The organism is Micromonospora sp. NPDC047467 (genome assembly GCF_040643095.1).
Taxonomy (GTDB): domain Bacteria; phylum Actinomycetota; class Actinomycetes; order Mycobacteriales; family Micromonosporaceae; genus Micromonospora.
This window is the reverse complement of record NZ_JBEYTO010000004.1, coordinates 255432-277199: the sequence shown is the minus strand read 5'-3', so window position 1 is coordinate 277199 and position 21768 is coordinate 255432. Positions and strand designations below refer to the sequence as shown.

The following is a 21768-nucleotide window of genomic DNA, read 5'->3' as shown; positions in this document are numbered from 1 at the left end:
GCCGTAGTGACGCCGGACCTACCACGCGCACGCGGAGGAGCCCGGACTGTTGTCCGGGCTCCTCCGGGTCAGTGCAGTGCTGTCAGGCAGGAATCGCGGTAAGGTACCAGAGCTGACCGGTCACGTTCTGGCACTTGTCCGTGAATGACGCACCCTTCAGGACGGACTCCGGCGCGAACCGGTTGCCTTCCAGGCATTCGCCTTCCTTTTCCCGGAACTTCGTCTGTAGCCGGAAGAGGTTGTCACCGGCTTCGACCAGCTTCCACTGTTGTCCGGTGACCTCGCGGCAGGTGTCGAGGAATGCGGCACCGCCGAGGACCTTCCCGGCGATCTGGTTGCCTTCCAGGCACTTCTCCTCGCCGAGGAACTTCGTCCGCAAGGTGTAGTAGCCGTCGGGGCGCTTGGTGAAACTCCAAGCCTGCCCGTCCACGTCCTTGCAGGTGTCCTGGAACGCGGCGCCGGCGAGGGTCGAGTTGCCGTCGACGCGGTTGCCTTCCAGGCACTCGTCCTCGCCGCGGAACACCGTCTTGAGCTTGTAGTACCCCGACGCCGAGGCTGGGGCCTGCGCCGCCGGCCGCGTCCGGACATCGACTGTCTTCACGGCAGCGGCGTCTGAGCCGTCCACCGGCTTCTCGTTGATGGACGTGTCGACCGCCGCCGCCTGGGGCGCGGATGCGGATGCGGATGCGGACGCGGATGCGGATGCGGACGCAGGTGCGGACGCCGCGCTCGTCGGCGTGGCCGGCTCGGACGCGGACGGGCTTGACTCTGCGTCCTGCCCGCATCCCGCCGCGGCCATGGCCAGAACCGCCAAGACCGCCACAGACCTTGTCATGTTCTTCACTTTTATTCCCATCAAAGACGAATTTCGACTCCACAGAATCGCTGCAATTTGCCGTAATTTATCTGGCCAATCGCACGAGATGCTGGTGCCGCAACCGTACGGCGTGCGCTTGATGGCCGACAACAGGTCAAGCGGGTGGCAAAACTGCGCCCGTTCGGGGCGGCCCGTCTGGTTTCTCGGTCCGCTGTGGACGCTGATTGGCCGCGCCGGACCCACCGGTCAGCCGGAACCCTAAATGCGATTTACAATAAGGCAATCAGGAGCGCCGATCAGATGCATCGACCCACTGCCAACAAACTGGACATCCCCAGCATCCGCAATAAGTCATAACATTATCTTGAATAGCGAAGATCTTCCGATTGCCGTCGTCTCGGACGGTAATGCTCGGCAACAAATGCCCTCATAACACCGAAAAGAGCGAGCGGCAACACGGCCGAGCAGGTGGGCCAAACCGCGCTGGGTGCGGCCCGGTGCCTGACCGTTCCACCGCCCCGGCGCCGTCGAAGCTCGTGTCCGACACTGAGCCGAAGCGCGGAGCCGGCGTCTGCCGCCGGCAAGTACGGTGTCGCCGTGCGGAATTCGAGGCACCGTCGACGAGCCTCACAGGCAGTCGCCGCCTGCGCGGTCGCGATCGCCTGGGTGATCCTCGGTTACGGTCTGCGCTTCTCCCAGCCAGACCGAGAGGCGTGGGGCGAGTTGGAGGCCGGCGGCAGGTTCGGCACGTTCATCCTCAGCTACCTGCCGTTCTACTTCCTGGCGCTCGCCCTGGCCGTCGTGGTCGCCCTTGCCCTGGTCTCGACCCGCGGCTGGTTGTCGGGGCTCCTGACCACCACTGCGGTCGGCGTCGCGCTCTTCACCTGCTGGGTGGCCCTGATCGGCACCCCTCTGTTCGAGGCCCAGCCCCAACTCATGGCGTCCATCATCTGGTGCCTGGTCGCTGACGGCGTGGCTTTCGTGGCGCTGGTCGGCGTATGGCTGACCCACCAGCCGGCTCGGACAGTGAACGGATGATCAGTGGCGGGATCCGCCACCAGCGGAGTCCCGCGCCGGTCGGGCATCTGCCACGGCCATGACCCGGCTGTGTAGTGCGGCGCTCGGTAGAAGGACGGCCAGTGTTGCGGCAATGCCACTGGCGGTGGTCGCTGCGACCCAACCTCGACGCGATGCGTCAGGCGCTCGGTGGGCAGCTCTCGTGGACCTCGTTGCTGTCAGCCCCCCCCCCCCCCCCGGAAGTGGTCTTCTCGGGGCGGTTTGCGCTGGTGGTGAAGGGTGGGCGCGGCAGGTTTCGAACCTGCGACCCCTCGCTTGTAAGTTGGCGGCTGCTTTGTTCCGCTGAGTTCGCCGGGCGTCGCCTGCTCTGGCCAGCGTCTTCCCACAGGGCTCGCGATCACGCGCGAACGAGGATGAACGAGACGAGATCTGAGACGACGCGTTGACCCAGGCTCAGTCCGTCCCACCACCCGCGGCCGCCCTGCGGGTCGCACGGCAACGTATCCATGAAGAGCACTTCTCTCCGGTAAGCTTCCACCACCCCATCCGTTAGGCATACAAGACCGTCCAGGGGAACTAGTGACTGGCCTCAGCAATCACTTTCACCATTGGCTGCCACCCACAGAAGCGGACACTCTAGAGGCAATAACGAATGGCCTTATCGTGCTAGACACGAACGTTCTCTTAGACGCTTACAGGTTTGCAGCTCAAGCCAGGAACGAATTACTTGACACCCTGCGCAAAGTCGGTAGCCGCCTTTGGATTCCCCACCAGGTTGCCCTAGAGTTCCACAAGAACCGCGTCCCGGTAATCGTCGAACACGATTCAGCCTACCGAGATTCGATATCACTAGTTACTGAGTTTCGGGATAAGCTCGACACCGAGTTTCGGATTAAGCTAACCGAGCTATCCGGGAGGGTTGCGCTACCAAACTCTGAGGCCGATCGCCTTAAAACTTTGGCCCTTAACGGCTTAGATCAAGCGATCAAAGAACTTCAGAGGATGCGCCAGCAACATGGCGTGCCCCAGGACGCGCTGCGCAACGATCTAATCCTCGCAGACCTCCAACAAATCCTGGAGGGAAAGGTCGGCGAGCCGCCGACAGCCGAGGCAGACAAAGATGCACGAGCAGAGGCCGACCGCAGAATATCAGAGAAGCGACCGCCGGGATTCTTGGATCACAAGAAGGATGATCCCCACGGCGATTACCTCCTGTGGTCTCAGGCATTAGCCGAGGTCAAGAGGCGTGATATCCCGCTTTTAATTGTCACGCGGGACGTCAAAGACGATTGGTTTTGGAAGCCGTCTGGCAGGACACTAGGCGCTAGACCCGAACTGGTCGATGAGTGCCGGAAAGAAGCGGGTGTGCCCTTCGTGCTCATGTCCACGCAGACCTTCCTGTTCCACGCTCGCAAGCATCTAATGATTTCGGTCAGCGAGGACACCCTAAGGCAGGCAGATGCGTTGCCACCGCCTAGCGAGTCGAAGGACGAGCTGCGACTTTCCTCAGCAACCTTAGGGATAGCAATGAGCAAGACTGAAATATTGTTCGACCATCTCAACTCTAGACACGTACGACTTACGCACGAAATTGAACACGCCATGCATAGGCGTGAGCAATTTAAAGACATGCCCGAATTACTAAGCGCCATTGACGCCGAGATCGAGTCAATACGGCAAGAGCTAGCGAGGACTGAGAAAATGCTTATCGAATGCATAGAGACAGTGGACGCCCTCAACGATGCACGCGCACGTGGCTCCGGAGCGAAAGTACGCGTACCTCTCGCGCGAGTAAGGAATTTGCTTGACAGCGTAAAACTCTTGGAAGGCAGCGCTTGACACCCAGTCACACAACTCCAGGCCCCGCCCCTAAGACGGCTCGCGCCAACGAGTTAGCCGCGCGGCCATGCCTCCCAGGCGTCCGCAAGGATTTCGCTCCTAGTTCTCGGCGTGCCAACCCGCGCCGTCATGGAAGTGATGGGCTGGTCCCAGATGGCCATGACGACGAGGTACCAGCACCTAGCGCCGCAACTCATCGAGGGCATCGCCGGACAGGTCGCCGGACTGCTCTGGAAGGCCGACTGAGACGACAACTGAGACGAAGAGGGCCACCGGTGATCCGGTGGCCCTCTTCGCTTACTGGTCGGAGGGTGGGCGCGGCAGGTTTCGAACCTGCGACCCCTCGCTTGTAAGTTCTGGGCGCTTCGTCCGGCGGTGTCCGTCCGCGTCTGCGACCTCGGCCGACTGTCCGCGCCCGGCTGTCGGTGGCTGCCCTCGTCCGGGCCGGTTGCTGTCGCCGTTGCTGTCGAGGATGCGGCAGTGGGAAGCGCCCGCGCGTGTTCCTACTGCCTGAAGTCCCAGTCGTATCGCTGGACACCGAACTCCGCCGTGGCCTGCTCCATGGCCTCAGCAACGGAGTCGTGCAAGGTGTCGGTCATCTCCTCGCCGCTGTCGTCGCAGTAGAACAGGTAGGCCCGGGGTTCGTCACCGTCGTACTGGACGATGCGCAAGCTCACTGGGGGCGGCACCTCGACACGATGCCCGTCGGCGTAGCCGTAGTAGTGGCGGGTGAACCCGGTAGGCCGATGCTGCGACCCCAACCGCACCTCAGCCAGAATCCTGGGCTCCACCACGCCGATCATGATAGGACGTCTCTACCTGTGGCACCTTGGCCCAGGGGCGTTCACTCTCAGCTTTGGGAATTGCGTTGATCTGCACCGTGGGTACCCGTCCCACCTGGCAGGCGGGCACGCAGCGTCCATCTGGCCGCAGCCGGAGTGCCGCTGTGCGCCGGTGTTGACCCCTGCATCGGGCACACATCGGGCACGGCGACCGCTTCGGTGTGAAGGAACCACCAGCCGGCTATGAGCTGCGCCAGCCGCAGGGCTGAGCTGTCCGAACCGTCCACCGCAGTCCACGGACGTCCGGCCTTGCCCGCGCCCGTCGTCACCCAGTTGGTCACCCAGCCCGAGTGTCAGACGTTGAAGCGGAACTAAGAGCCGCAAGCTCGCAACCAGCGGGACGGCCCTGCACGCCTGCTCATGCGGCGTCTCGGGCTGCCATGGTTCGGCACTGGTTGACGACGTTTCACGAGGTCTTGTGCCCCGCCTGTGCCCCAGACCGTCGAGGGCTGTCCACCCTTGCCCGCGTCCCCAAGCATGCTCTCGATCATCCACGCCTTGGCCGGCGACCTGCGCACCGCCTAGCCTCTGCGGCATGGAGCAGCTGCGCGGCCTTGCCATTCGGCTAGCGATGGACGAGCCGGTCGGCGATGACCTGCCGATGGCGGCCGCTCACGCCCTGACCCGAGGCATCGACTCTCCGAGCTTGCGTGAACTCGCTGGCCTTTCCAAGGGCCAGTCACGGGAGGCCGTCGACCTGTTCCGGAAGGCGATGGACGAGCTCGGCTGTCCGGTCCCGGACAAGAGCGGCGCCCGGCTACACCTCATGCGTCAGGCAGCGGCGAACATCGTTGCTGGCAAGGGTGATCCCGAGGACCTGGCCCACGAGATCTACTGGCAGGCGTGCTACTCCGGAATGCCAGAACTGCGAGCGGTGGGCGATCGCTTCTTAGAGCTGTATGCCGGATGGGGCGCAACGTATGACCAGGCAGACGAAGCGGTAGCGGCCATGAAGGCAGCGGCGCAGTCGTTCCTTCGCCACCATCCAGCCTGAGCGGCCATCGCTACAGGACGCGCTTGGAATGACCCGACTCCTTGACCCCCAGGCAATCAACAGCCGGCCGTGACCTGCGGCCGATCTGCCCCTGAGCTCGAACTGCGGTCCCTGGCAGTCCGCGGGCGTCCGGCGTTGTCCGGCCCGGTTGTCACCCAGCTAGTCACTCAGATCCTCCAACTCACCTGGCCGATCCTGGACCTCGGTCTGCTTCATACTGTTCCCATGTCGCACGAGGTCTTCCAGGATGTCGCGTTCCCCTTCGACGAGGACCAGTTCCCACACAACCTGTGCGCAGTAGTCCAAACGACCGTACTCAACGCGGCGGAGCCAGCACGCGTCGTCATCCATGACGGCGACAACGACTGGTTAGTTGGCGACGGGGTGAACGACCCAACCCTTCCCGGAGCCTCGGTGGTGGCATGCATCCGGCACATCGCCGACCAGGACGAGACAGTCGCCGAGCTAGCCTCGCTCCCGATCGGGCACATCGCTGAACGCGACGACGTCGGCTCGCCGTGGCGGATCGGAGTCCACAAGTACCCAGACGAGTAGCTCCGACCGAAATCTCAGCTTGGGAATCGCGTTGATCCACGCGGTGTGTAGTCGATCTAACAGAGAGTCGGGCACGGAGCGTTCGGCTTTCAACTGTCGGTAGTGCCGCTGTAGGCCGGTGTTGACCGCTACATCGGGCACGTATCGGGCACGGCTTCCATGGTCCGGACCGCCACTCGTCAGGCAAAGTCCAACGGAATATGAACGAAGTCGTGAGTCGGGTTCTCGAATTCGCGGAGATGGTCCGTGTACCTCAACATGTACCTCATGCGAGACCGTAGACCATTAAAAGCAGAGGATGCAAGAAAGAACCTGCTTTCGCCATGCTCATTCGGGATTCCGGTAACTTCAAAAAAGGAACACACACCCTTCTCCACACGCGCGATGCTGTCGATTCCTAGCTTCACGGCGGACGCCTTCTCCAGTTCCGGGAGGTCTTCCGGCCCCTTGTTGAAGGTATAGTCTCGATCATAGAGGAAAAATGAGTACTTGGCCATCACCTCCCTGTCTCGACGTACAAATTTGCCCACCTCGGGGTATAGGCTACCTTTTCCCGTCTTGCATTCTACAAACACTAATCCCTCATCAAGTAGCGCTACGCAATCGAATTCGTCGCCCGGGTCAGCGTCCTTTAGTCTGATCCCAAACCCCGATGCACGCGCAGCGAATTCACGAACGAATAGCTGACTAATATACCATTCGAAGGTATTGGCATACAGGCCTTGCGTCAGCTGAAAGCGCTTTCCGCGACGAGTCCCAATGCTTCGACAAATGGCTAGGTAGCCATTCACCGCGTCAACACTCGGCCCCTCTAACTCGGTGCTCCCGAAAGCCATGTCGCGAAGCGCTTTTCGAAATGAGTCTTTCGACATTTCAAAGTAAAGGATGTCCTTCAATGCGCGCACGACATTCGCGTCGTCACAGTCAGGCAAAAGAATGTCCCGATCGGACCCCTGCTTCGTAACTTCGTGCCCGCGCTGCATCAGTAGTTGAGATATTTTCGTAAGCACGCCGACGCGCTCCGTCCTAATCCGGCGTTCGAGTAGCAGCGACTTTACCTAGGAGAAGCCACACCGCCCATCCCGATGCTCCTATGGAGGTCAAGGAGCGAGGGCGGCGAAGTCGGCCCGTAGGGCGGTGTAAACGTCGCGGACGATGTAGCGCTTCAGGCAGCGGAGGATCTCCTGCTTGCTGAGGCCCTCGGTGATGCGTCGTTGCTGGTAGGCGCGGGTGCGTGGGTCGTAGCGCAGGCGGCAGAGTGCGATGGTGTGCAGGGCGTGGTTGGCGCCGCGGTCGCCTCCTCGGTGGAGGCGGTGGCGGCGCACTCGTCCGGAGCTGGCGGGGATGGGTGCTGCGCCGCAGAGGTGGGCGAGGGCGGCTTCTGATCGCAGCCGGTCGGGGTTGTCGCCGGCGGTGGTGAGCAGTTGGGCGGCGACGTCGGTGCCGACGCCGAACAGAGCGCTGGTGCGGGGCGCGGCCTGGCGGACCAGGGGCGCCAGCTGTCGGTCGAGGGTGGTGATCTCCTCGGTGAGGGTGCTGGCTCGCCGAGCGAGTCCGGCCAACGCGGCGGCAGTGGCCTGTTCCGGATCGTGCAGCCGGGCGGGGTCGCTGGTGAGTGCAGCGCAGTGGTTGACCAGGACGGCGGCGCTGAGCTTGGCCAACTGGGCTCGCAGGTTTTCGGGGGCGGCGGCGACCAGGCCGCGCATCTGGTTGATCGCCGCCGTGCGGGCCTTGACTGCGCCTTGGCGGGCCACTCGCAGGGCACGGACGGCCTCGACAGGTCCGCTGCGGGTCTTGGGTGTGCCCATGGCGGTGCCGGCGAGGGTGGACCGGGCGGCGGCGATGGCGTCGATCGGGTCAGACTTGCCTTTGGTCCGGCGAGTCCTGCGATCCGGGCGGTCGACCTCAACAACGGTGACCTTCTTGCTGGTCAGATGGCGGGCAAGGCCAGCGCCATAGCTGCCGGTGCCCTCGACTCCGACCGTGGACACCCGGCCGAACGAGCGCATCCAGGCCAGGAGGTCTACGTAGCCGGCGGCGGTTGCCGGGAATTCGGCGTCGCCCAGGAGGCCGCCGGTGCTGTCGATGACCGCCACATGGTGGGTGTCGCGGTGGGTGTCGACACCACCGATGACCGATCGCTTCTTCGCTGCCATGCTGGTGAAGTCCGCCTTTCTCGGTCGCGTCGAGAACACATGGACACGTCACCGGTCAGGCGATGCGGACAACACAGTGGTGGGCGCCTCTCGCACAGGCTCCTATCAGGTCACGACGCCGAACCGGTGACATGCAGCTCCCGGGGCCACCGGGCGTGGTCGACGAATCGGGATGAGGACAGCAATCGTCGGTCTGCCGGTGAGTCAGACCAGCCCGGCGACCCACCCCACCATCCTCACTGTCTGCCGCCGACCCGCCCTCCTAGGGAGCGGGCCGCCGCCCGGCCCGCCACGTCAAGACGGCCTTGACGCACGGTCGGACGCTGGCGGGCCGGGCGGCGGTCTGCTCGGCTCGCCCGGGTCGATGGCGGGCGGGATGGGCTCGCCACCGTAACCACCTACGGACCGCGAGCCGCTGACGGCCCCGGCCATCCTGGAGCCGGAGCGCCCCCGCCGGAGGCGCAGTAGCCGCGCCCCGCGACCGCCGCCAGTTCGTCGACGCGGCCGGCGTGCGCTCCCCTACGCCGCGCGGGCTCGTGGCCGCGCGGCCCGGCCGGCTGCCGGCCACCACCCCACCGGTCAACGGCCTGTCGTCATGCGGCGGCCCTCCGGGCTTCCCGCTGTTCGCGCCAGCCGCCAGGCATCAGGCGTGACGGCCGCAGAGCGACAGCGGCAGCGGCCGGCGCGCGCCCAGGCGGCGGCGCGTGCGGCCCGTTCAGGGCCGCCTTGAAGACGTACAGAAAGTTTGAACCACATTGCCGGCAGCCCGCCGGCAGTCCGCCGACAGTCGACATCGCCGGCATCGCCGTTGTCACGCACATCCTGAGACCCGACATTGCCGACAACCCGGTGTCCGACTCCGAATGACGCGTTACACGCTGACTTCACATGATGGGTGACAAGATCACGCTGCCCAGCGGTCGGATCCGGACCGGTAGCCTTCCCGGGTGAGCTTTGGCACCTACGCCCGTAAGGTCCGCGACGAGGCGTTGCCGTACCGGCATCGAGTCGGGGCTCTGCGGTCATGCGTGCAGCTGTACCGGCCGATCGGCTTCAACGCGACCCTAAGCTTCTTGGCGCAGATCGCAGGGCCGTACGAGCGGGACGAGGCCGCTCTCATACGAGCCCTCGACGCGTTGACCGAAAGCCGCGAGCAATGGAAGGCCGAGGTTCGTCGATACGCCGAACAGCGCCGGCAAGCAAAGCTGCACGGCCAGCGCAGCCCTCGACCCGCTGACCGCAACCCCAGCAACGTCCCCGACCGCTGGTACGGCGCGTCGAGACAGGCCGCCCTACACGCGCTCCATGCCGGCAGACGTAGGGGACTTATCGCTATGTCCATGCTCCGCGACCCTGCGGCGGCTGACCTCAACACCCTCGTGACGGCGATCCTTACGACAAGCGGTGAGCTGGCACCGGATCAACGGGAACTGCTGGCAGACACCATCACCCAGCTTCGGCGGCTTGCACGCTTCGACGCGGGGCATGGCAACTCGGAAAGCCGCTTCCATGCTTGGGAGCTACTGAAGCTCGCACAATTGGTCGACAGCGCCGCCAACCCTGGCTGACCTCATTCCCGGGGTGACCCGATCTAGCCGGACGTGTCACCCAACATCTGACAACCAATCCGTCACGCATCAAGTGGAGCCCGACATTACCGGCAGCCCGGCCAGCCCTCTACCCCGCCGCAACGTGTCCGCGTCGGAAGACTCTCGTGAGTGCTATTGCTGTCACCGTTACTGTCACCGCCCCGGGAACTGATTTTCCTGGGGCGGTTTCCGCTGGTGATGATGGTGGGCGCGGCAGGTTTCGAACCTGCGACCCCTCGCTTGTAAGGCGAGTGCTCTCCCACTGAGCTACGCGCCCGGAACGCCCCGTGTGCGGCGGGCCGGTGGCTGGCAAGCTTACCTGCTCCCGCCGGCTCGGGGCGCGCGGCGTACCCCGGTCAGGCGGCGGCTTCGGCGATGGCCTTGCGCCAGCCCTGTTGGTCGCGGGCCTCCCCCGGGCCGTTCATCTCGGCGAAGCGCACCACGCCGGTCCTGTCGATGACGAAGGTGCCCCGGTTGGCGAAGCCGGCCACGTCGTTGAAGACCCCGTACGCCTGGGCGACCGCGCCGTGCGGCCAGAAGTCGGCAAGCATCGGGAACTGGTAGCCCTCGCGGTCGGCCCAGACCTTGTGGCTGTAGACCGAGTCGACGCTGACCGTCAGCACCTGGACGGCGTCGTTGACGTACTCATCGAGGTTGTCCCGCACCTCGCTCAGCTCGCCCTGGCAGACGCCGGTGAAGGCGAGCGGGTAGAAGACCAGCAGCACGGTGCGCCTGCCCCGGAAGGCCGAGAGCCGGACCTCCTGGTTGTTCTGGTCCTTCAGCACGAAGTCCGGTGCCTCGGCGCCGACCGTGACGATGGGCATGAGGACTCCTCGGGTCGCTCGCTGGATGACGCCAGCCTGCCACACCCGGCGGTGTGGACCGCCGGGTGCGAGGGGCCGATTGGGCTACTTCTTGGCCTTGGCCCCCCGGCGCAGCACCAGGCGGGCGCCGCTCCAGTCCCGACCGGCGTTGACGGTCGAGGTCTGCTGAAGGCCGGCAGTGGGCGCGGACTCCGCGACCTCACTCGGCTCGACGTGCCCCTCGCGCCCCGCCTTCGGGGTGAGCAGCCACACGACACCGTTGTCGGCCAGCGGGCCAAGGGCGTCGACGAGAAGCTCGAAGAGGTCACCGTCGCCGTCGCGGTACCACACCAGCACCGCGTCGACCACCTCGTCGGTGTCCTCGTCGACCAGGTCTCCACAGCGGTCGGTCAGGGCGTCCCGGAGATCCTGGTCGACGTCATCGTCGTACCCCATCTCCATGACGACCATCCCCGGTTCGATGCCGAACCGGTCCGCCAGGCTGCGTACCCCGTCGGCGGCCTGACCAGCGGTCGCGCTCACTGTCGCGTGCCTCCTCTTCTCGTTCCTGCTCGCGGCGTCAGGGCGACGCCGTCTGGCAAAGTCCACACAGTTGTGGGCCCCCGCGCAAGTGGCACACCGGGTGGATCGGAATTTACCGTGCCAGCAGCGTACGGGCACCGTCGGTAATGGCTTCCTCGGAGACCAGAACCTGGCGTGCTGCCGGACCTAATGGTACAAACGAGTCAACTCCGGCTACTCGTCGCGCGGCGCCGACATATCCGGCGTCGACAAGCGCGGCGATGACTCCCTCGCCGACCCCGCCGGACCGGCGTGTCTCGTCCACCACCAGCACCCGGCCGGTCGCCGAGGCCTCCCGGATGATGTCGGCCACCGGCAGGGGCGCCAGCCAGCGCAGGTCCACCACCCGGGTGCCCACCCTCTCCTCGGCGAGGACGGCCGCGGCCCGCAGCGACATCCGCACCCCGTTGCCGAAGGTGATGATGGTCAGGTCGTCGGCCGAGCCGACCGGGTAGACCCGCGCCCGGCCGATCGGCACGTGCCCCGCCACCCACGAGCCCGGCTCGGGATAGCCGGCCAGCCACTCCCCGTCGCCCTCGGCGTACAGGTCGCGGGTGTGGTAAAGCGCGATCGGCTCCAGGAACACGACTACGCTGCCGTCCACGGCCGCGCTGGCCAGGCAGGTCCGCAGCATGGGCGCGGCGTCGTCCGGCCGCGCCGGCACCGCGATCACCAGACCCGGCACATCCCGGAGTACGGCCACCGAGTTGTCGTTGTGGAAGTGCCCGCCGAACCCCTCCTGGTACGCCAGCCCGGCCACCCGCACCACCATCGGGTTGCGGAACGCCCCCCGCGAGAAGAACTGCATGGTGGCCGCCTCACCGCGCAGCTGGTCCTCGGCGTTATGCAGGTACGCCAGGTACTGGATCTCCGGCACCGGCAGCATCCCTGCCAGCCCGGCGCCGAGGCCCAACCCGAGCACCGACGTCTCGTCGAGCAGGGTGTCGAAGACCCGGGCCGCCCCGAACCGGTCCCGCAGGCCCTTCGTCACCCCGTACACGCCGCCCTTTGCGGCCACGTCCTCGCCGAAGACGGCCATCTGCGGGTGGTCGATCATCCCGTCGGCGAGCGCCGCGTTGATGCTCTGCGCCAACGTCATTGGGCCGGTCAGCTCAGGCGGCTTGCCCCCGAACGCCTCCGCGCGGGCACCCGCGCCCGGCCCACTGGCCCGCGCCGCCGCGTCGGCCACCGCCCGCGCCACCCGCACCGGCCGGCGGGGCGCCAGCGCCGACACCACCTCGGCCACGGAGGCCAGCTTCGGCTCACCCAACACATCCTCGGCGAGCCGGCGGACCTGCCAGCCGGTCTCGTCGTACCGGGCCAGCAACTCCTCGCCGGTCGCCACGCCGGCCTCGACGAGCAGCCGGGCGGTCGCGGCCACCGGGTCCCGGTCCAGGTCCTCGGCCAGTTCGGCCGGGCTGCGGTACGCCGACTCCGCGTCCGCGCCGGCGTGCCCCATCAGCCGGACCGTGCGGAGGTGCAGCACGGCCGGTCGCCGGTGCCGACGCACCCACGCCGCGGCCTCCACCGCCACCGCGTACGCCCGCACCGGGTCGGCGCTGTCGGCGCTGAAGAAGCGGATGCCCGGCTTGGCCCGCAGCGTCGCCTCCACCCAGCCCTGCGGGGAGCGGACGCTGATGCCCAGCCCGTTGTCCTCGCAGACGAAGAGCACCGGGATGCGCAGCCCGGCGTGGTCGTACCAACCGGCGGTGTTGAAGGCCGCGGTGGCGCTGGCGTGGTTGACCGACGCGTCACCGAACGAGCAGACCACGATGGCGTCCGGTGGCCACGGGGCGTTCGCGGCGTCGGCCCCACCGCCCACCCGCGCCCCGGCGCCGGTACGCCGGCCGGCGCTGTCCAGCCGGCGCAGCCGCTCCACGGCCAGCCCCATCCCGACCGCCCGGGGCAGGTGCGAGGCGATGGTGGAGGTGGTCGGCACGATGGCGAGGTCGGCCCGGCCGAACACCTTGTGCCGGCCGCCAGCGATCGGCTCCTGACTGGACGCGACCATCCCGCGCAGCACGTCCCGGGCCGCGTCCGCGTACGCCGCGAACCCACCTGCGCTCGGCGCGGGGCCGGACGGCTCAGGGGCGGCGGACGGCTCGGGGTCGGCGGGCGCCTCCGGGTCGGCGGGCGCCTCCGGGTCGGCGGGCGCCTCCGGGTCGGCTGGTGCTTCCGGGTCGGCCGGTGGTTCCGGGTCGGTGGCGGGCACCGGCTCACCGGTGTCCGCCCGGTCGGTGGCGGCCTGGGCGGCGCGTACGCAGTAGAACGCGCCGGAGCGGTAGTGCAGCAACGCCGGGTCGGTGGGGCGCAGCGCCGCGGCGACCGCAGCGTTGCCCTCGTGCCCGGCCGAGCCGATGGTGTAGAAGCCCTCCCCGAAGCTGCGCAACCAGCGGCCGGCCAGGTCGAGCTGCCGGCTGGTCACCTGCGCGTCGAACAGGTCCAGCAGCTGTGCGCCGGTCAGTGGGGCGTCGTCGGTGACCGGGTCGGCGGGGTCACGCCGATGCTGCGCGGCGGGAAGGGCCGCGAGCGTCTCCCGGAAGCGGTCGTCGAGATCTTGCGGGGTGGTCACGTCGGACAGCATTACCGACGCGAGCCATGGTCGCCCACTGGGACACGGCCGGCGCGGGTCCAGTCACTCCGGTCCGCAGGGCTCCGGACAGCCACCGTCGGACACCTTCCACACCAGGTCACGCAGGGTGCCCAGCTCGTCGTCGGTCAGCCCGGCCAGGAGTCGGGAGTCGGACATCACCTCGGCCACCCGGTCCCGCACGCTCCGACCCTGCCCGGTCACCACCAGCGTCTTCTGCCGCCGGTCGGTCGGGTCGGTGCGGCGCTCGACCAGCCCGGCCTGCTCCAGCTTGTCGACAAGTGCCGTCACGTTCGACCGGTCGCAGCCCAACCGCTCGGCGAGGTCACGGGCCGGCGACGGGCGGTCCGGGTCCAGCTCGTGCAGCGCTCGGGCCGACGCCGGGGTGAGCCCCAGCTCGGCGAACCCGGAATCCTGCCGATGCCGCAGCGCGGCGCTCACGTGCCCCATCCGGCGCACCACGTCGGCGGCCAGGCCGGCGCGTTCCACCGGCCCGGCTGATCCGAAAACGACCTCCTGCGCCATCGCCACATCGTACGCAACGCCCCTGGCTCAGCAGGTCGACGATCAGGTTCGGTCACGCCGGCCGAGCGGCCCCCTCGGCTGGGTCGCCTCAGGCCGGGAGGAACGAGAAGCGGACCTGGCGGGTCGGGTTGTCGCCGTTGGTGTCGACCAGGCAGATCGACTGCCAGGTGCCGAGCGCCAGCCGGCCGCCGAGCACCGGCAGCGTCGCGTACGGCGGGACGAAGGCCGGCAGCACATGATCGCGGCCGTGGCCGGGCGAGCCGTGCCGGTGCCGCCAGCGGCCGTCGGTGGGCAGCAGCGCGTCGATCGCGGTGAGCAGGTCGTCGTCGGAGCCGGAGCCCGTCTCGATGATCGCCAGGCCAGCGGTGGCGTGCGGCACGAAGACGTGCAGCAGGCCGTCGTCCTCGCCGGAGACGAACGCCTGTGCCTCGGCGGTGATGTCCCGGACGGTCGGCCGCGACCCGGTCTGGACGGTGATCACGTCACTGCGCATAGGTCGCATTCTGCCGCAGTAGGCGGTCAGGAACCGCCGCCACCGCCACCGAAGTCGCCACCGCCGGACCAACCACCACCGGAGCCGCCGCCGGAGTCACCGCCGACCGGTTCCGGGCCGCCGGACCCGCCGTCGTCGCGTTTGCGCTGGCGGCCGAGGTCTGCGCTACCAGGGTCGCCGGCCGTCCCCGGGTAGAAGACCGCGCCTCCGCCCGTATCCGGACGAGGTCGCTGGCCCGGTCCGTGCGGCACACGAGCCGCTCGGATCGCGTCCCGGAGCAGGACCACGCCGAGCGCCACCACCAGGGCGCCGAGAGCCACCGCCCCCACCACCGCCACGTCACCGGAGGCGACCGCGACCGCGCCGATCACCACTCCGGCAACCCCGATAACGATCATGCTCACGGCAACCGCGAGATGGCCTCTGTTCATGACTCAGACGGTAGGAGTGGTGGGCAACCACTCAACTGCTGCCCGCCGTCGCGCTAAGTTACCGGCGGGTACCTGTGTTCAGCATCGCGTCCGGGGGGTCTAGGCGTGACGAGGGGTGCCACCAGGGGGCAGGATGGCGCTAGAGACCTATCCCACACACAACCGAGGGAACGCCTGTGGCTACGGAACGCAAGCGCCCGGTGATCAGCGACGGCCTACCGAGCCAGCTTCCGGACATCGACCCTGAAGAAACAAGCGAGTGGGTCGAGTCGCTTGATGGTGTCATTGACGACCGCGGCGCCAAACGCGCTCGCTACGTCATGCTGCGCCTGCTGGAGCGGGCTCGTGAGCGCCAGGTCGGGGTTCCGCCCCTGACCACCACCGACTACATCAACACCATCCCGTCGGAGCGCGAGCCGTGGTTCCCGGGTGACGAGCACGTCGAGCGACGGATCCGGGCGTACGTCCGGTGGAACGCCGCGATGTTGGTGCACCGGGCGCAGCGCCCGGAGATCGGCGTTGGCGGGCACATCTCCACCTTCGCCAGCTCGGCGTCGCTCTACGAGGTGGGCTTCAACCACTTCTTCCGGGGCAAGAACCACCCCGGTGGCGGCGACCAGATCTTCTACCAGGGCCACGCCTCCCCCGGCATGTACGCGCGGGCGTTCCTGGAGGGGCGGCTCAGCGAGCACCAGCTCGACGGGTTCCGCCAGGAGCTGTCCCACCCGGGCGGCGGCCTGCCGTCGTACCCGCACCCGCGGCTCATGCCGGACTTCTGGGAGTTCCCCACCGTCTCGATGGGTCTCGGCGGTCTGAACGCGATCTACCAGGCCCGGTTCAACCGGTACCTGCAGCACCGCGGCATCAAGGACACCTCGCAGCAGCACGTGTGGGCGTTCCTCGGCGACGGTGAGATGGACGAGCCGGAGACGCTCGGCGCGATCGGTGTGGCCGCCCGCGAGGAGCTGGACAACCTCACCTTCGTGATCAACTGCAACCTGCAGCGGCTGGACGGCCCGGTCCGGGGCAACGGCAAGGTCATGCAGGAGCTGGAGTCGTTCTTCCGGGGCGCCGGCTGGAACGTGATCAAGGTCGTCTGGGGCCGCGAGTGGGACCCGCTGCTCGCCGCCGACACCGACGGCGCGCTGGTCAACCTCATGAACACCACGACCGACGGCGACTACCAGACCTACAAGGCGGAGTCCGGCGCGTACGTGCGGGAGCACTTCTTCGGCCGTGACACGCGCACCCGCAAGATGGTCGAGCCGCTGAGCGACGACGAGATCTGGAACCTCAAGCGGGGTGGGCACGACTACCGCAAGCTCTACGCGGCCTACAAGGCGGCCACCGAGCACACCGGGCAGCCCACCGTCATCCTGGCGAAGACGATCAAGGGCTGGACGCTCGGCTCGCACTTCGAGGGCCGCAACGCGACCCACCAGATGAAGAAACTGACGCTGGAGGACCTCAAGACCTTCCGCGACCGGCTCTACCTGGACATCCCGGACTCGGCGCTGGAGGAGAACCCCTACCTGCCGCCGTACTACCACCCGGGCGAGAAGTCCGAGGAGCTGGCGTACCTCAAGGAGCGGCGCGAGCAGCTCGGCGGCTACCTGCCGACCCGGCGGACCAGCACCAAGCGGCTGAGCATCCCCGGCCCGGAGCGGTTCGCCGACATCAAGCGCGGCTCGGGCAAGCAGAAGGTGGCCACCACGCAGGCCTTCGTCCGCCTGCTCAAGGACATCATGAAGGACAAGGAGTTCGGCAAGCGCTGGGTGCCGATCATCCCGGACGAGGCGCGCACCTTCGGCCTCGACTCGATCTTCCCGACCGCGAAGATCTACTCGCCGCACGGCCAGCGCTACACCTCGGTCGACCGGGAGCTGTTCCTGTCGTACAAGGAGTCGACGACCGGGCAGATCCTGCACGAGGGCATCAACGAGGCCGGTTCCGTCGCCTCGTTCACCGCTGCGGGCTCGGCGTACGCCACGCACGACGAGCCGATGATCCCGATGTACATCTTCTACTCGATGTTCGGGTTCCAGCGGACCGCCGACGGGCTGTGGGCCGCGGCCGACCAGATGGCCCGGGGCTTCCTGCTCGGCGCCACCGCGGGCCGGACCACGCTCAACGGTGAGGGCCTGCAGCACGAGGACGGGCACTCGCTGCTGATCGCCGCCACCAACCCGGCGGTGGTCGCGTACGACCCGGCGTTCTCCTTCGAGATCGCGCACATCATGGAAAACGGCCTGCACCGGATGTACGGGGACGCGCAGGAGAACGTCTTCTACTACCTGACGGTCTACAACGAGCCGACGCTGCAGCCGGCCGAGCCGGCCGACGTGGACGTGGAGGGCCTGCTCAAGGGCATCTACCGCTACTCGCCGGCACCGCAGGTCGACGGCCCGAAGGCCAACGTGCTCGCCTCCGGCACCGGCATGCAGTGGGCGCTCAAGGCCCAGCAGCTGCTCGCCCAGGACTGGGGGGTGGCTGCCGAGGTGTGGTCGGTGACCTCCTGGACCGAGCTGCGTCGCGACGCGGTGCAGGCCGAGGAGTACAACCTGCTCAACCCGGGCGCCGAGGCGAAGGTCCCGTACATCCAGCAGAAGCTGGCCGACGCGGACGGGCCGAAGGTCGCGGTCAGCGACTGGATGCGCGCCGTACCGGACCTGATCTCCCGCTGGGTACCCGGCGACTACACGTCGCTCGGCACCGACGGGTTCGGCATGTCCGACACACGGCACGCGCTGCGCCGGCACTTCCACGTCGACGCCGAGTCGATCGTGGTCGCCACGCTGCGGCAGCTCGCCCGCAGCGGCGCGGTGCCGGCCACCGTGCCGGCCGAGGCCGCCAAGAAGTACGCGATCGACGACGTCAACGCCGCCCCGGTCGGCGAGACCGGCGGCGACAGCTAACCCCAGCACGCACCAGAAGGGCCCGGCGCAGTTGCGCCGGGCCCTTCCAAGTTCCACCCACCCGTCCCGCCCCCGTCCCGCCCCCGTCCCCACCCCTCGCCGGGTCGATCATGGAGTTGTGGTGGGGGACGAAGCGGTGAAGTCACCTCAATCCAGGCACCACAACTCCATGATCGACCCGGGCGAGGGCGGGGCGGTGGGGGCGGAGCAGGGCGGCGGGGCGGGTGGGGTGAGGGCGGGCGGTGGTTTGGGTCCCTGGCGGGGATCCGGACCACCGCCGTTGCCGGTGACGCCGGGAGGATGGGCTCTCGTCAGCCGACGGCGGCCAGGTCGGTGAGCCGGGCCAGCGAGTCCTCCAGGTCGGCGCCCACCCGGCGCAGGCCCAGGCGCAGCAGGGCCGCCTTGACCGGACCAGCCGGCCAGCGGACCACGATGAGCCGCACGATGGTCCCGCCCTCCTCCTCATCGGGAGTGAGCTGGACATAGATCTCGGTGCGCGCCTCCGCACGAGCACCGGCACCCTTGGCCCGCTCCCGCCAGCCGATCAGCGTCGGCTCCTGGTAGGCGATCACCTCGGCCTCATGCGCCGAGCCGCGCCCCGCCTGGACCAGTTGCCGCCGGCCGAAGCCCTCCCCCGAGAGCACTTCGGCCGCGCGGACCCCCGCCAGCCAGGCCGGCAACTGCTCGGCCCGCTGTACGACGTCCCAGACCACTTCCACCGGCGCCGCCACGTGCGCACTGCGTTCCACGAGGATCATTTCCGTCTTTCCTCCAGTGAGGACATCCCACGATATCGGCACTCTATGCGTTAAATCGGACTTACCTGGACGGGTTCGGAAAAAGACACGCCGATCAACCATTGCGCATCGCGCCAGACCGGCCTATGGCGCATTCATCGAGAGCGCTCTAAAGTCCCGAGCACGTTTCACGTTGACCGGGAGGGTGCCTTGTCGACCGCATCGATGCCCGAGTTCCCCGCCGGCTTCCGCTGGGGCGTCTCCACCTCGGCACACCAGATCGAGGGTGCCGCCACCGTCGACGGGCGCGGGCCGTCCATCTGGGACACCTTCGCGCGCTCCCCCGGCCGGATCAGCGACGGCAGCAGCGGCGAGGTGGCCTGCGACCACTACCACCGGTACGCCGACGACGTCACCCTGCTCGCCGGGCTGGGCGTCTCCGCGTACCGGTTCTCGATCGCCTGGCCCCGGGTGCAGCCCACCGGCACCGGCACGGTCAACGCCGCCGGCCTGGACTTCTACGACCGGCTGGTCGACGAGTTGCTGGCCGCCGGCATCGACCCGGTGGCCACCCTCTACCACTGGGACCTGCCCCAACCACTTGAGGACGCCGGTGGCTGGCTGCACCGCGACACCGCCGCCCGCTTCGCCGAGTACGCCGACCGGACCGCCGCCCGCCTCGGCGACCGCGTCCGGCTCTGGATCACCCTCAACGAGCCGTTCATCCACATGAGCCTCGGCTACGGCATGGGCACGCACGCCCCCGGCCGGATGCTGCTCTTCGACGCCTTCCCGGTCGCCCACCACCAACTGCTCGGCCACGGGCTCGCGGTCGCCGCGCTGCGCGGTCGCACCGCCAGCCCGGTGGCGATCGCCAACAACTACTCCCCGGTGCGGGTGCTCGGCGACAGCGACGCCGACCGCGCCGCCGGCGCCGCGTACGAGGCGCTGCACAACCGGCTCTTCACCGGCCCGCTGCTCGGCCGGGGCTACCCGGACCTGCCCGGCTTCGACCCGAGCGTCATCCACCCCGGCGACCTCGACACCATCGCCGCCCCGATCGACGTGCTGGGGGTCAACTACTACAACCCCACCGGAGTACGGGCCGCCGAGGAGGGTTCGCCGCTGCCGTTCGACCTGGTGCCGCTCGACGGCTACCCGCGTACCGCCTTCGACTGGCCGGTGGCCCCCGACGGGCTGCGCGAGCTGCTCGGCTGGCTGCGCGACACGTACGGCGACGCGCTGCCGCCCATCGAGATCACCGAGAGCGGCTGCGCGTACGACGACGTACCCGACGCGGACGGGCAGGTGGCCGACCCGGAGCGGATCGCGTACCTGGACGGGCACCTGCGGGCCGTCCGGGCCGCCATCGACGACGGGGTGGACGTGCGCGGGTACTTCGTCTGGTCGCTGCTGGACAACTGGGAGTGGGCCGAGGGGTTCACCAAACGCTTCGGGCTGGTGCACGTCGACTACGCCACCCAGACCCGTACGCCGAAGTCCTCGTACACCTGGCTGCGGGAGGTGATCGCGACCCGCCGGCAGGGGTCGGCGGAGTGACCACCTTCGACCCGACCCCGGCGTCGCTGCCGGCCGCGCTCGCCGAACCGACCGTGCCGGTGCGGCGCGGCTGGATCGGGTTGATCTTCGCGGCCAACCTCGGGGTGTGGATGGCGTTCTTCACGCCCATCCAGGTGCTGCTGCCGCAGCAGATCGAGCAGATCGCGCCCGGCAACAAGGAGAACATGCTGGCCGTGGTCACCGGCCTCGGCGCGCTGGCCGCGGTGCTCGCCAACCCCCTGGCGGGCGCGCTGTCGGACCGGACCTGCCTGCGGATCGCCGGCCGGGAGTTCGGCCGCCGGCATGTCTGGACCGCTGGCGGGGCGGTGCTCGGCGCCGGTGCGCTGGTGCTGCTGGCCCAGCAGCGGACCATCCTCGGTGTCGCCCTCGGCTGGGTCGCCGCCCAGATCTGTTTCAACGCGATGCTGGCCAGCCTCACCGCCGCCATCCCGGACCGGGTGCCGGTGACGCAGCGCGGCGGCGTCTCCGGCTGGGTCGGCATCCCGCAGGCGCTCGGGCTGGTGCTCGGCGCGGTGCTGGTCACCGCCCTGGTCACCGGCAACGCCGCCGGCTACCTGGCCATCGCCGTGGCCATCCTGCTGCTGTCGCTGCCGTTCGCGCTGCTCACCCCCGACGAGCCGCTGCCGCGTACGCATCGGCCCGTGCTGCGGGCGCGGGCGCTGCTGGCCTCGATGTGGATCAGCCCGCGCCAGCACCCGGACTTCGCCTGGGCCTGGATCACCCGGTTCCTGGTCCAGCTCGGCAACGCGCTGGGCACCCTCTACCTGCTGTACTTCCTCACCGACGGGGTGCGCCACCCCGACCCCGAGGGTGGCCTGCTGGTGCTGATCCTGCTCTACACGCTCGGCATGATGCTGACCGCCGTGGTCGCCGGCCGGCTGTCGGACCGCTCCGGGCGGCGCAAGATCTATGTGATCGCCTCCGGGCTGATCATGGCGGTGGCGGCGCTGCTGCTCGCGGTCGCGCCGATCTGGCCGATGGCGATCGTCGCCGCCCTGCTGCTCGGTGCCGGCTACGGCGTCTACCTCTCGGTCGACGCCGCGCTGATCACGCAGGTGCTGCCCCGGGCCACCGACCGGGCCAAGGACCTCGGCGTCATCAACATCGCCAACTCGGCGCCGCAGGTGCTCGGCCCGGCGCTCTCCGCCCCGCTCGTGGTCTACCTGGGCGGCTACGCCACGCTCTACGCGGTCACCGCCGTGGTCACCCTGATCGGCAGCGCGCTGGTCGTCAAGATCCGCTCAGTTCCCTGAGTCAGGGGGCGTGGCGTAACGCGATGGCGGGCCGCCGTAGGCTGGGGGA

Annotated in this window: 21 protein-coding genes and 1 tRNA gene; 10 read left to right on the top strand and 12 right to left on the bottom strand. The window is 68.2% G+C overall.

Features of this window, described 5'->3' with window-relative positions; genetic code table 11:
• Positions 1-82 precede the first annotated feature (82 nt).
• Entirely contained in the window at positions 83-625 is a 543-nt protein-coding gene (locus ABZ780_RS13815; protein WP_357486144.1) for an RICIN domain-containing protein, read from the bottom strand.
• A 13-nt stretch (positions 626-638) separates the two neighbouring features.
• On the opposite strand from ABZ780_RS13815, the gene ABZ780_RS13810 reads away from it, so the two are divergent.
• From ABZ780_RS13810 to ABZ780_RS13795, 4 genes are all read left to right on the top strand, one after another.
• Positions 639-1079: a hypothetical protein gene (locus ABZ780_RS13810; RefSeq protein ID WP_357486142.1), complete on the top strand. Its 441-nt coding sequence runs from the start codon at positions 639-641 to the stop codon at positions 1077-1079.
• 335 nt (positions 1080-1414) lie between these two features.
• Positions 1415-1855: a hypothetical protein gene (locus ABZ780_RS13805; protein ID WP_357486140.1), complete on the top strand. Its 441-nt coding sequence runs from the start codon at positions 1415-1417 to the stop codon at positions 1853-1855.
• Between the two features lie 642 nt (positions 1856-2497).
• Positions 2498-3673, top strand: a complete 1176-nt coding sequence (locus ABZ780_RS13800; protein ID WP_357486139.1) for a PIN domain-containing protein — start codon at positions 2498-2500, stop codon at positions 3671-3673.
• Positions 3674-3784: 111 nt separating this feature from the next.
• Positions 3785-3919 carry a hypothetical protein gene (locus ABZ780_RS13795; protein WP_357486137.1) on the top strand — a complete coding sequence of 45 codons (135 nt, stop codon included), beginning with the start codon at positions 3785-3787 and terminating at the stop codon, positions 3917-3919.
• A gap of 257 nt (positions 3920-4176) precedes the next feature.
• Here the strand turns inward: ABZ780_RS13795 and ABZ780_RS13790 are convergent, their stop codons facing one another.
• Positions 4177-4467 (bottom strand): hypothetical protein, encoded by a 291-nt coding sequence (locus tag ABZ780_RS13790; protein WP_357486135.1) that lies wholly within the window; start codon positions 4465-4467, stop codon positions 4177-4179.
• Between the two features lie 583 nt (positions 4468-5050).
• On the opposite strand from ABZ780_RS13790, the gene ABZ780_RS13785 reads away from it, so the two are divergent.
• Complete coding sequence (locus ABZ780_RS13785; RefSeq protein WP_357486133.1) at positions 5051-5509, top strand: hypothetical protein; 459 nt, start codon at positions 5051-5053, stop codon at positions 5507-5509.
• 225 nt (positions 5510-5734) lie between these two features.
• A complete protein-coding gene (locus tag ABZ780_RS13780) occupies positions 5735-6064 on the top strand; it encodes a hypothetical protein (protein ID WP_357486132.1) in 330 nt (109 codons plus the stop codon).
• A 179-nt stretch (positions 6065-6243) separates the two neighbouring features.
• Here ABZ780_RS13780 and ABZ780_RS13775 read toward each other — a convergent pair whose 3' ends face one another.
• Both ABZ780_RS13775 and ABZ780_RS13770 read right to left on the bottom strand, forming a co-directional pair.
• Positions 6244-6969 (bottom strand): hypothetical protein, encoded by a 726-nt coding sequence (locus ABZ780_RS13775; protein WP_357486131.1) that lies wholly within the window; start codon positions 6967-6969, stop codon positions 6244-6246.
• Positions 6970-7164: 195 nt separating this feature from the next.
• Positions 7165-8220 (bottom strand): IS110 family transposase, encoded by a 1056-nt coding sequence (locus ABZ780_RS13770; protein WP_357486130.1) that lies wholly within the window; start codon positions 8218-8220, stop codon positions 7165-7167.
• Positions 8221-9167: 947 nt separating this feature from the next.
• Between ABZ780_RS13770 and ABZ780_RS13765 the strand changes: the two genes are divergently transcribed.
• A complete protein-coding gene (locus ABZ780_RS13765) occupies positions 9168-9788 on the top strand; it encodes a hypothetical protein (RefSeq protein WP_357486128.1) in 621 nt (206 codons plus the stop codon).
• 223 nt (positions 9789-10011) lie between these two features.
• Here ABZ780_RS13765 and ABZ780_RS13760 read toward each other — a convergent pair.
• From ABZ780_RS13760 to ABZ780_RS13730, 7 genes are all read right to left on the bottom strand, one after another.
• A tRNA-Val gene (locus tag ABZ780_RS13760) sits at positions 10012-10086 on the bottom strand.
• A 79-nt stretch (positions 10087-10165) separates the two neighbouring features.
• A complete protein-coding gene (locus ABZ780_RS13755; RefSeq protein WP_357486126.1) occupies positions 10166-10633 on the bottom strand; it encodes a peroxiredoxin in 468 nt (155 codons plus the stop codon).
• Positions 10634-10717: 84 nt separating this feature from the next.
• Positions 10718-11155 (bottom strand): DUF3052 domain-containing protein, encoded by a 438-nt coding sequence (locus ABZ780_RS13750; protein ID WP_030330240.1) that lies wholly within the window; start codon positions 11153-11155, stop codon positions 10718-10720.
• A 112-nt stretch (positions 11156-11267) separates the two neighbouring features.
• Positions 11268-13778, bottom strand: coding sequence for a thiamine pyrophosphate-dependent enzyme (locus ABZ780_RS13745; RefSeq protein ID WP_357486125.1), 2511 nt, complete (start codon positions 13776-13778; stop codon positions 11268-11270).
• A gap of 51 nt (positions 13779-13829) precedes the next feature.
• On the bottom strand, positions 13830-14309 hold the full coding sequence (locus tag ABZ780_RS13740; protein WP_357486123.1) for a MarR family winged helix-turn-helix transcriptional regulator: 480 nt from the start codon (positions 14307-14309) through the stop codon (positions 13830-13832).
• An 88-nt stretch (positions 14310-14397) separates the two neighbouring features.
• Positions 14398-14802, bottom strand: a complete 405-nt coding sequence (locus ABZ780_RS13735; RefSeq protein ID WP_357011849.1) for a YjbQ family protein — start codon at positions 14800-14802, stop codon at positions 14398-14400.
• Between the two features lie 26 nt (positions 14803-14828).
• Positions 14829-15233: a hypothetical protein gene (locus tag ABZ780_RS13730; protein ID WP_357486121.1), complete on the bottom strand. Its 405-nt coding sequence runs from the start codon at positions 15231-15233 to the stop codon at positions 14829-14831.
• Between the two features lie 176 nt (positions 15234-15409).
• Here ABZ780_RS13730 and aceE point away from each other — a divergent pair, with 176 nt between their 5' ends.
• Entirely contained in the window at positions 15410-18148 is a 2739-nt protein-coding gene (gene aceE / locus ABZ780_RS13725; protein WP_357011845.1) for a pyruvate dehydrogenase (acetyl-transferring), homodimeric type, read from the top strand.
• A 311-nt stretch (positions 18149-18459) separates the two neighbouring features.
• Here aceE and ABZ780_RS13720 read toward each other — a convergent pair whose 3' ends face one another.
• A complete protein-coding gene (locus ABZ780_RS13720; protein ID WP_357011842.1) occupies positions 18460-18906 on the bottom strand; it encodes an SRPBCC family protein in 447 nt (148 codons plus the stop codon).
• A gap of 204 nt (positions 18907-19110) precedes the next feature.
• Here ABZ780_RS13720 and ABZ780_RS13715 point away from each other — a divergent pair, with 204 nt between their 5' ends.
• On the top strand, positions 19111-20445 hold the full coding sequence (locus ABZ780_RS13715; protein ID WP_357486403.1) for a GH1 family beta-glucosidase: 1335 nt from the start codon (positions 19111-19113) through the stop codon (positions 20443-20445).
• Positions 20442-21719, top strand: a complete 1278-nt coding sequence (locus ABZ780_RS13710) for an MFS transporter (RefSeq protein ID WP_357011839.1) — start codon at positions 20442-20444, stop codon at positions 21717-21719. Before ABZ780_RS13715 ends, ABZ780_RS13710 begins: the two co-directional genes overlap by 4 nt.
• Positions 21720-21768 lie beyond the last annotated feature (49 nt).

Coding starts and splice junctions, on each gene's coding strand:
- ABZ780_RS13780 (WP_357486132.1), top strand. CDS start 5,735: ATGTCGCACGAGGTCTTCCAGGATGTCGCGTTCCCCTTCGACGAGGAC.
- ABZ780_RS13755 (WP_357486126.1), bottom strand. CDS start 10,633: ATGCCCATCGTCACGGTCGGCGCCGAGGCACCGGACTTCGTGCTGAAG.
- ABZ780_RS13735 (WP_357011849.1), bottom strand. CDS start 14,802: ATGCGCAGTGACGTGATCACCGTCCAGACCGGGTCGCGGCCGACCGTC.
- ABZ780_RS13745 (WP_357486125.1), bottom strand. CDS start 13,778: ATGCTGTCCGACGTGACCACCCCGCAAGATCTCGACGACCGCTTCCGG.
- ABZ780_RS13715 (WP_357486403.1), top strand. CDS start 19,111: ATGCCCGAGTTCCCCGCCGGCTTCCGCTGGGGCGTCTCCACCTCGGCA.
- ABZ780_RS13785 (WP_357486133.1), top strand. CDS start 5,051: ATGGAGCAGCTGCGCGGCCTTGCCATTCGGCTAGCGATGGACGAGCCG.
- ABZ780_RS13740 (WP_357486123.1), bottom strand. CDS start 14,309: ATGGCGCAGGAGGTCGTTTTCGGATCAGCCGGGCCGGTGGAACGCGCC.
- ABZ780_RS13720 (WP_357011842.1), bottom strand. CDS start 18,906: ATGATCCTCGTGGAACGCAGTGCGCACGTGGCGGCGCCGGTGGAAGTG.
- ABZ780_RS13770 (WP_357486130.1), bottom strand. CDS start 8,220: ATGGCAGCGAAGAAGCGATCGGTCATCGGTGGTGTCGACACCCACCGC.
- ABZ780_RS13730 (WP_357486121.1), bottom strand. CDS start 15,233: ATGAACAGAGGCCATCTCGCGGTTGCCGTGAGCATGATCGTTATCGGG.
- ABZ780_RS13810 (WP_357486142.1), top strand. CDS start 639: ATGGACGTGTCGACCGCCGCCGCCTGGGGCGCGGATGCGGATGCGGAT.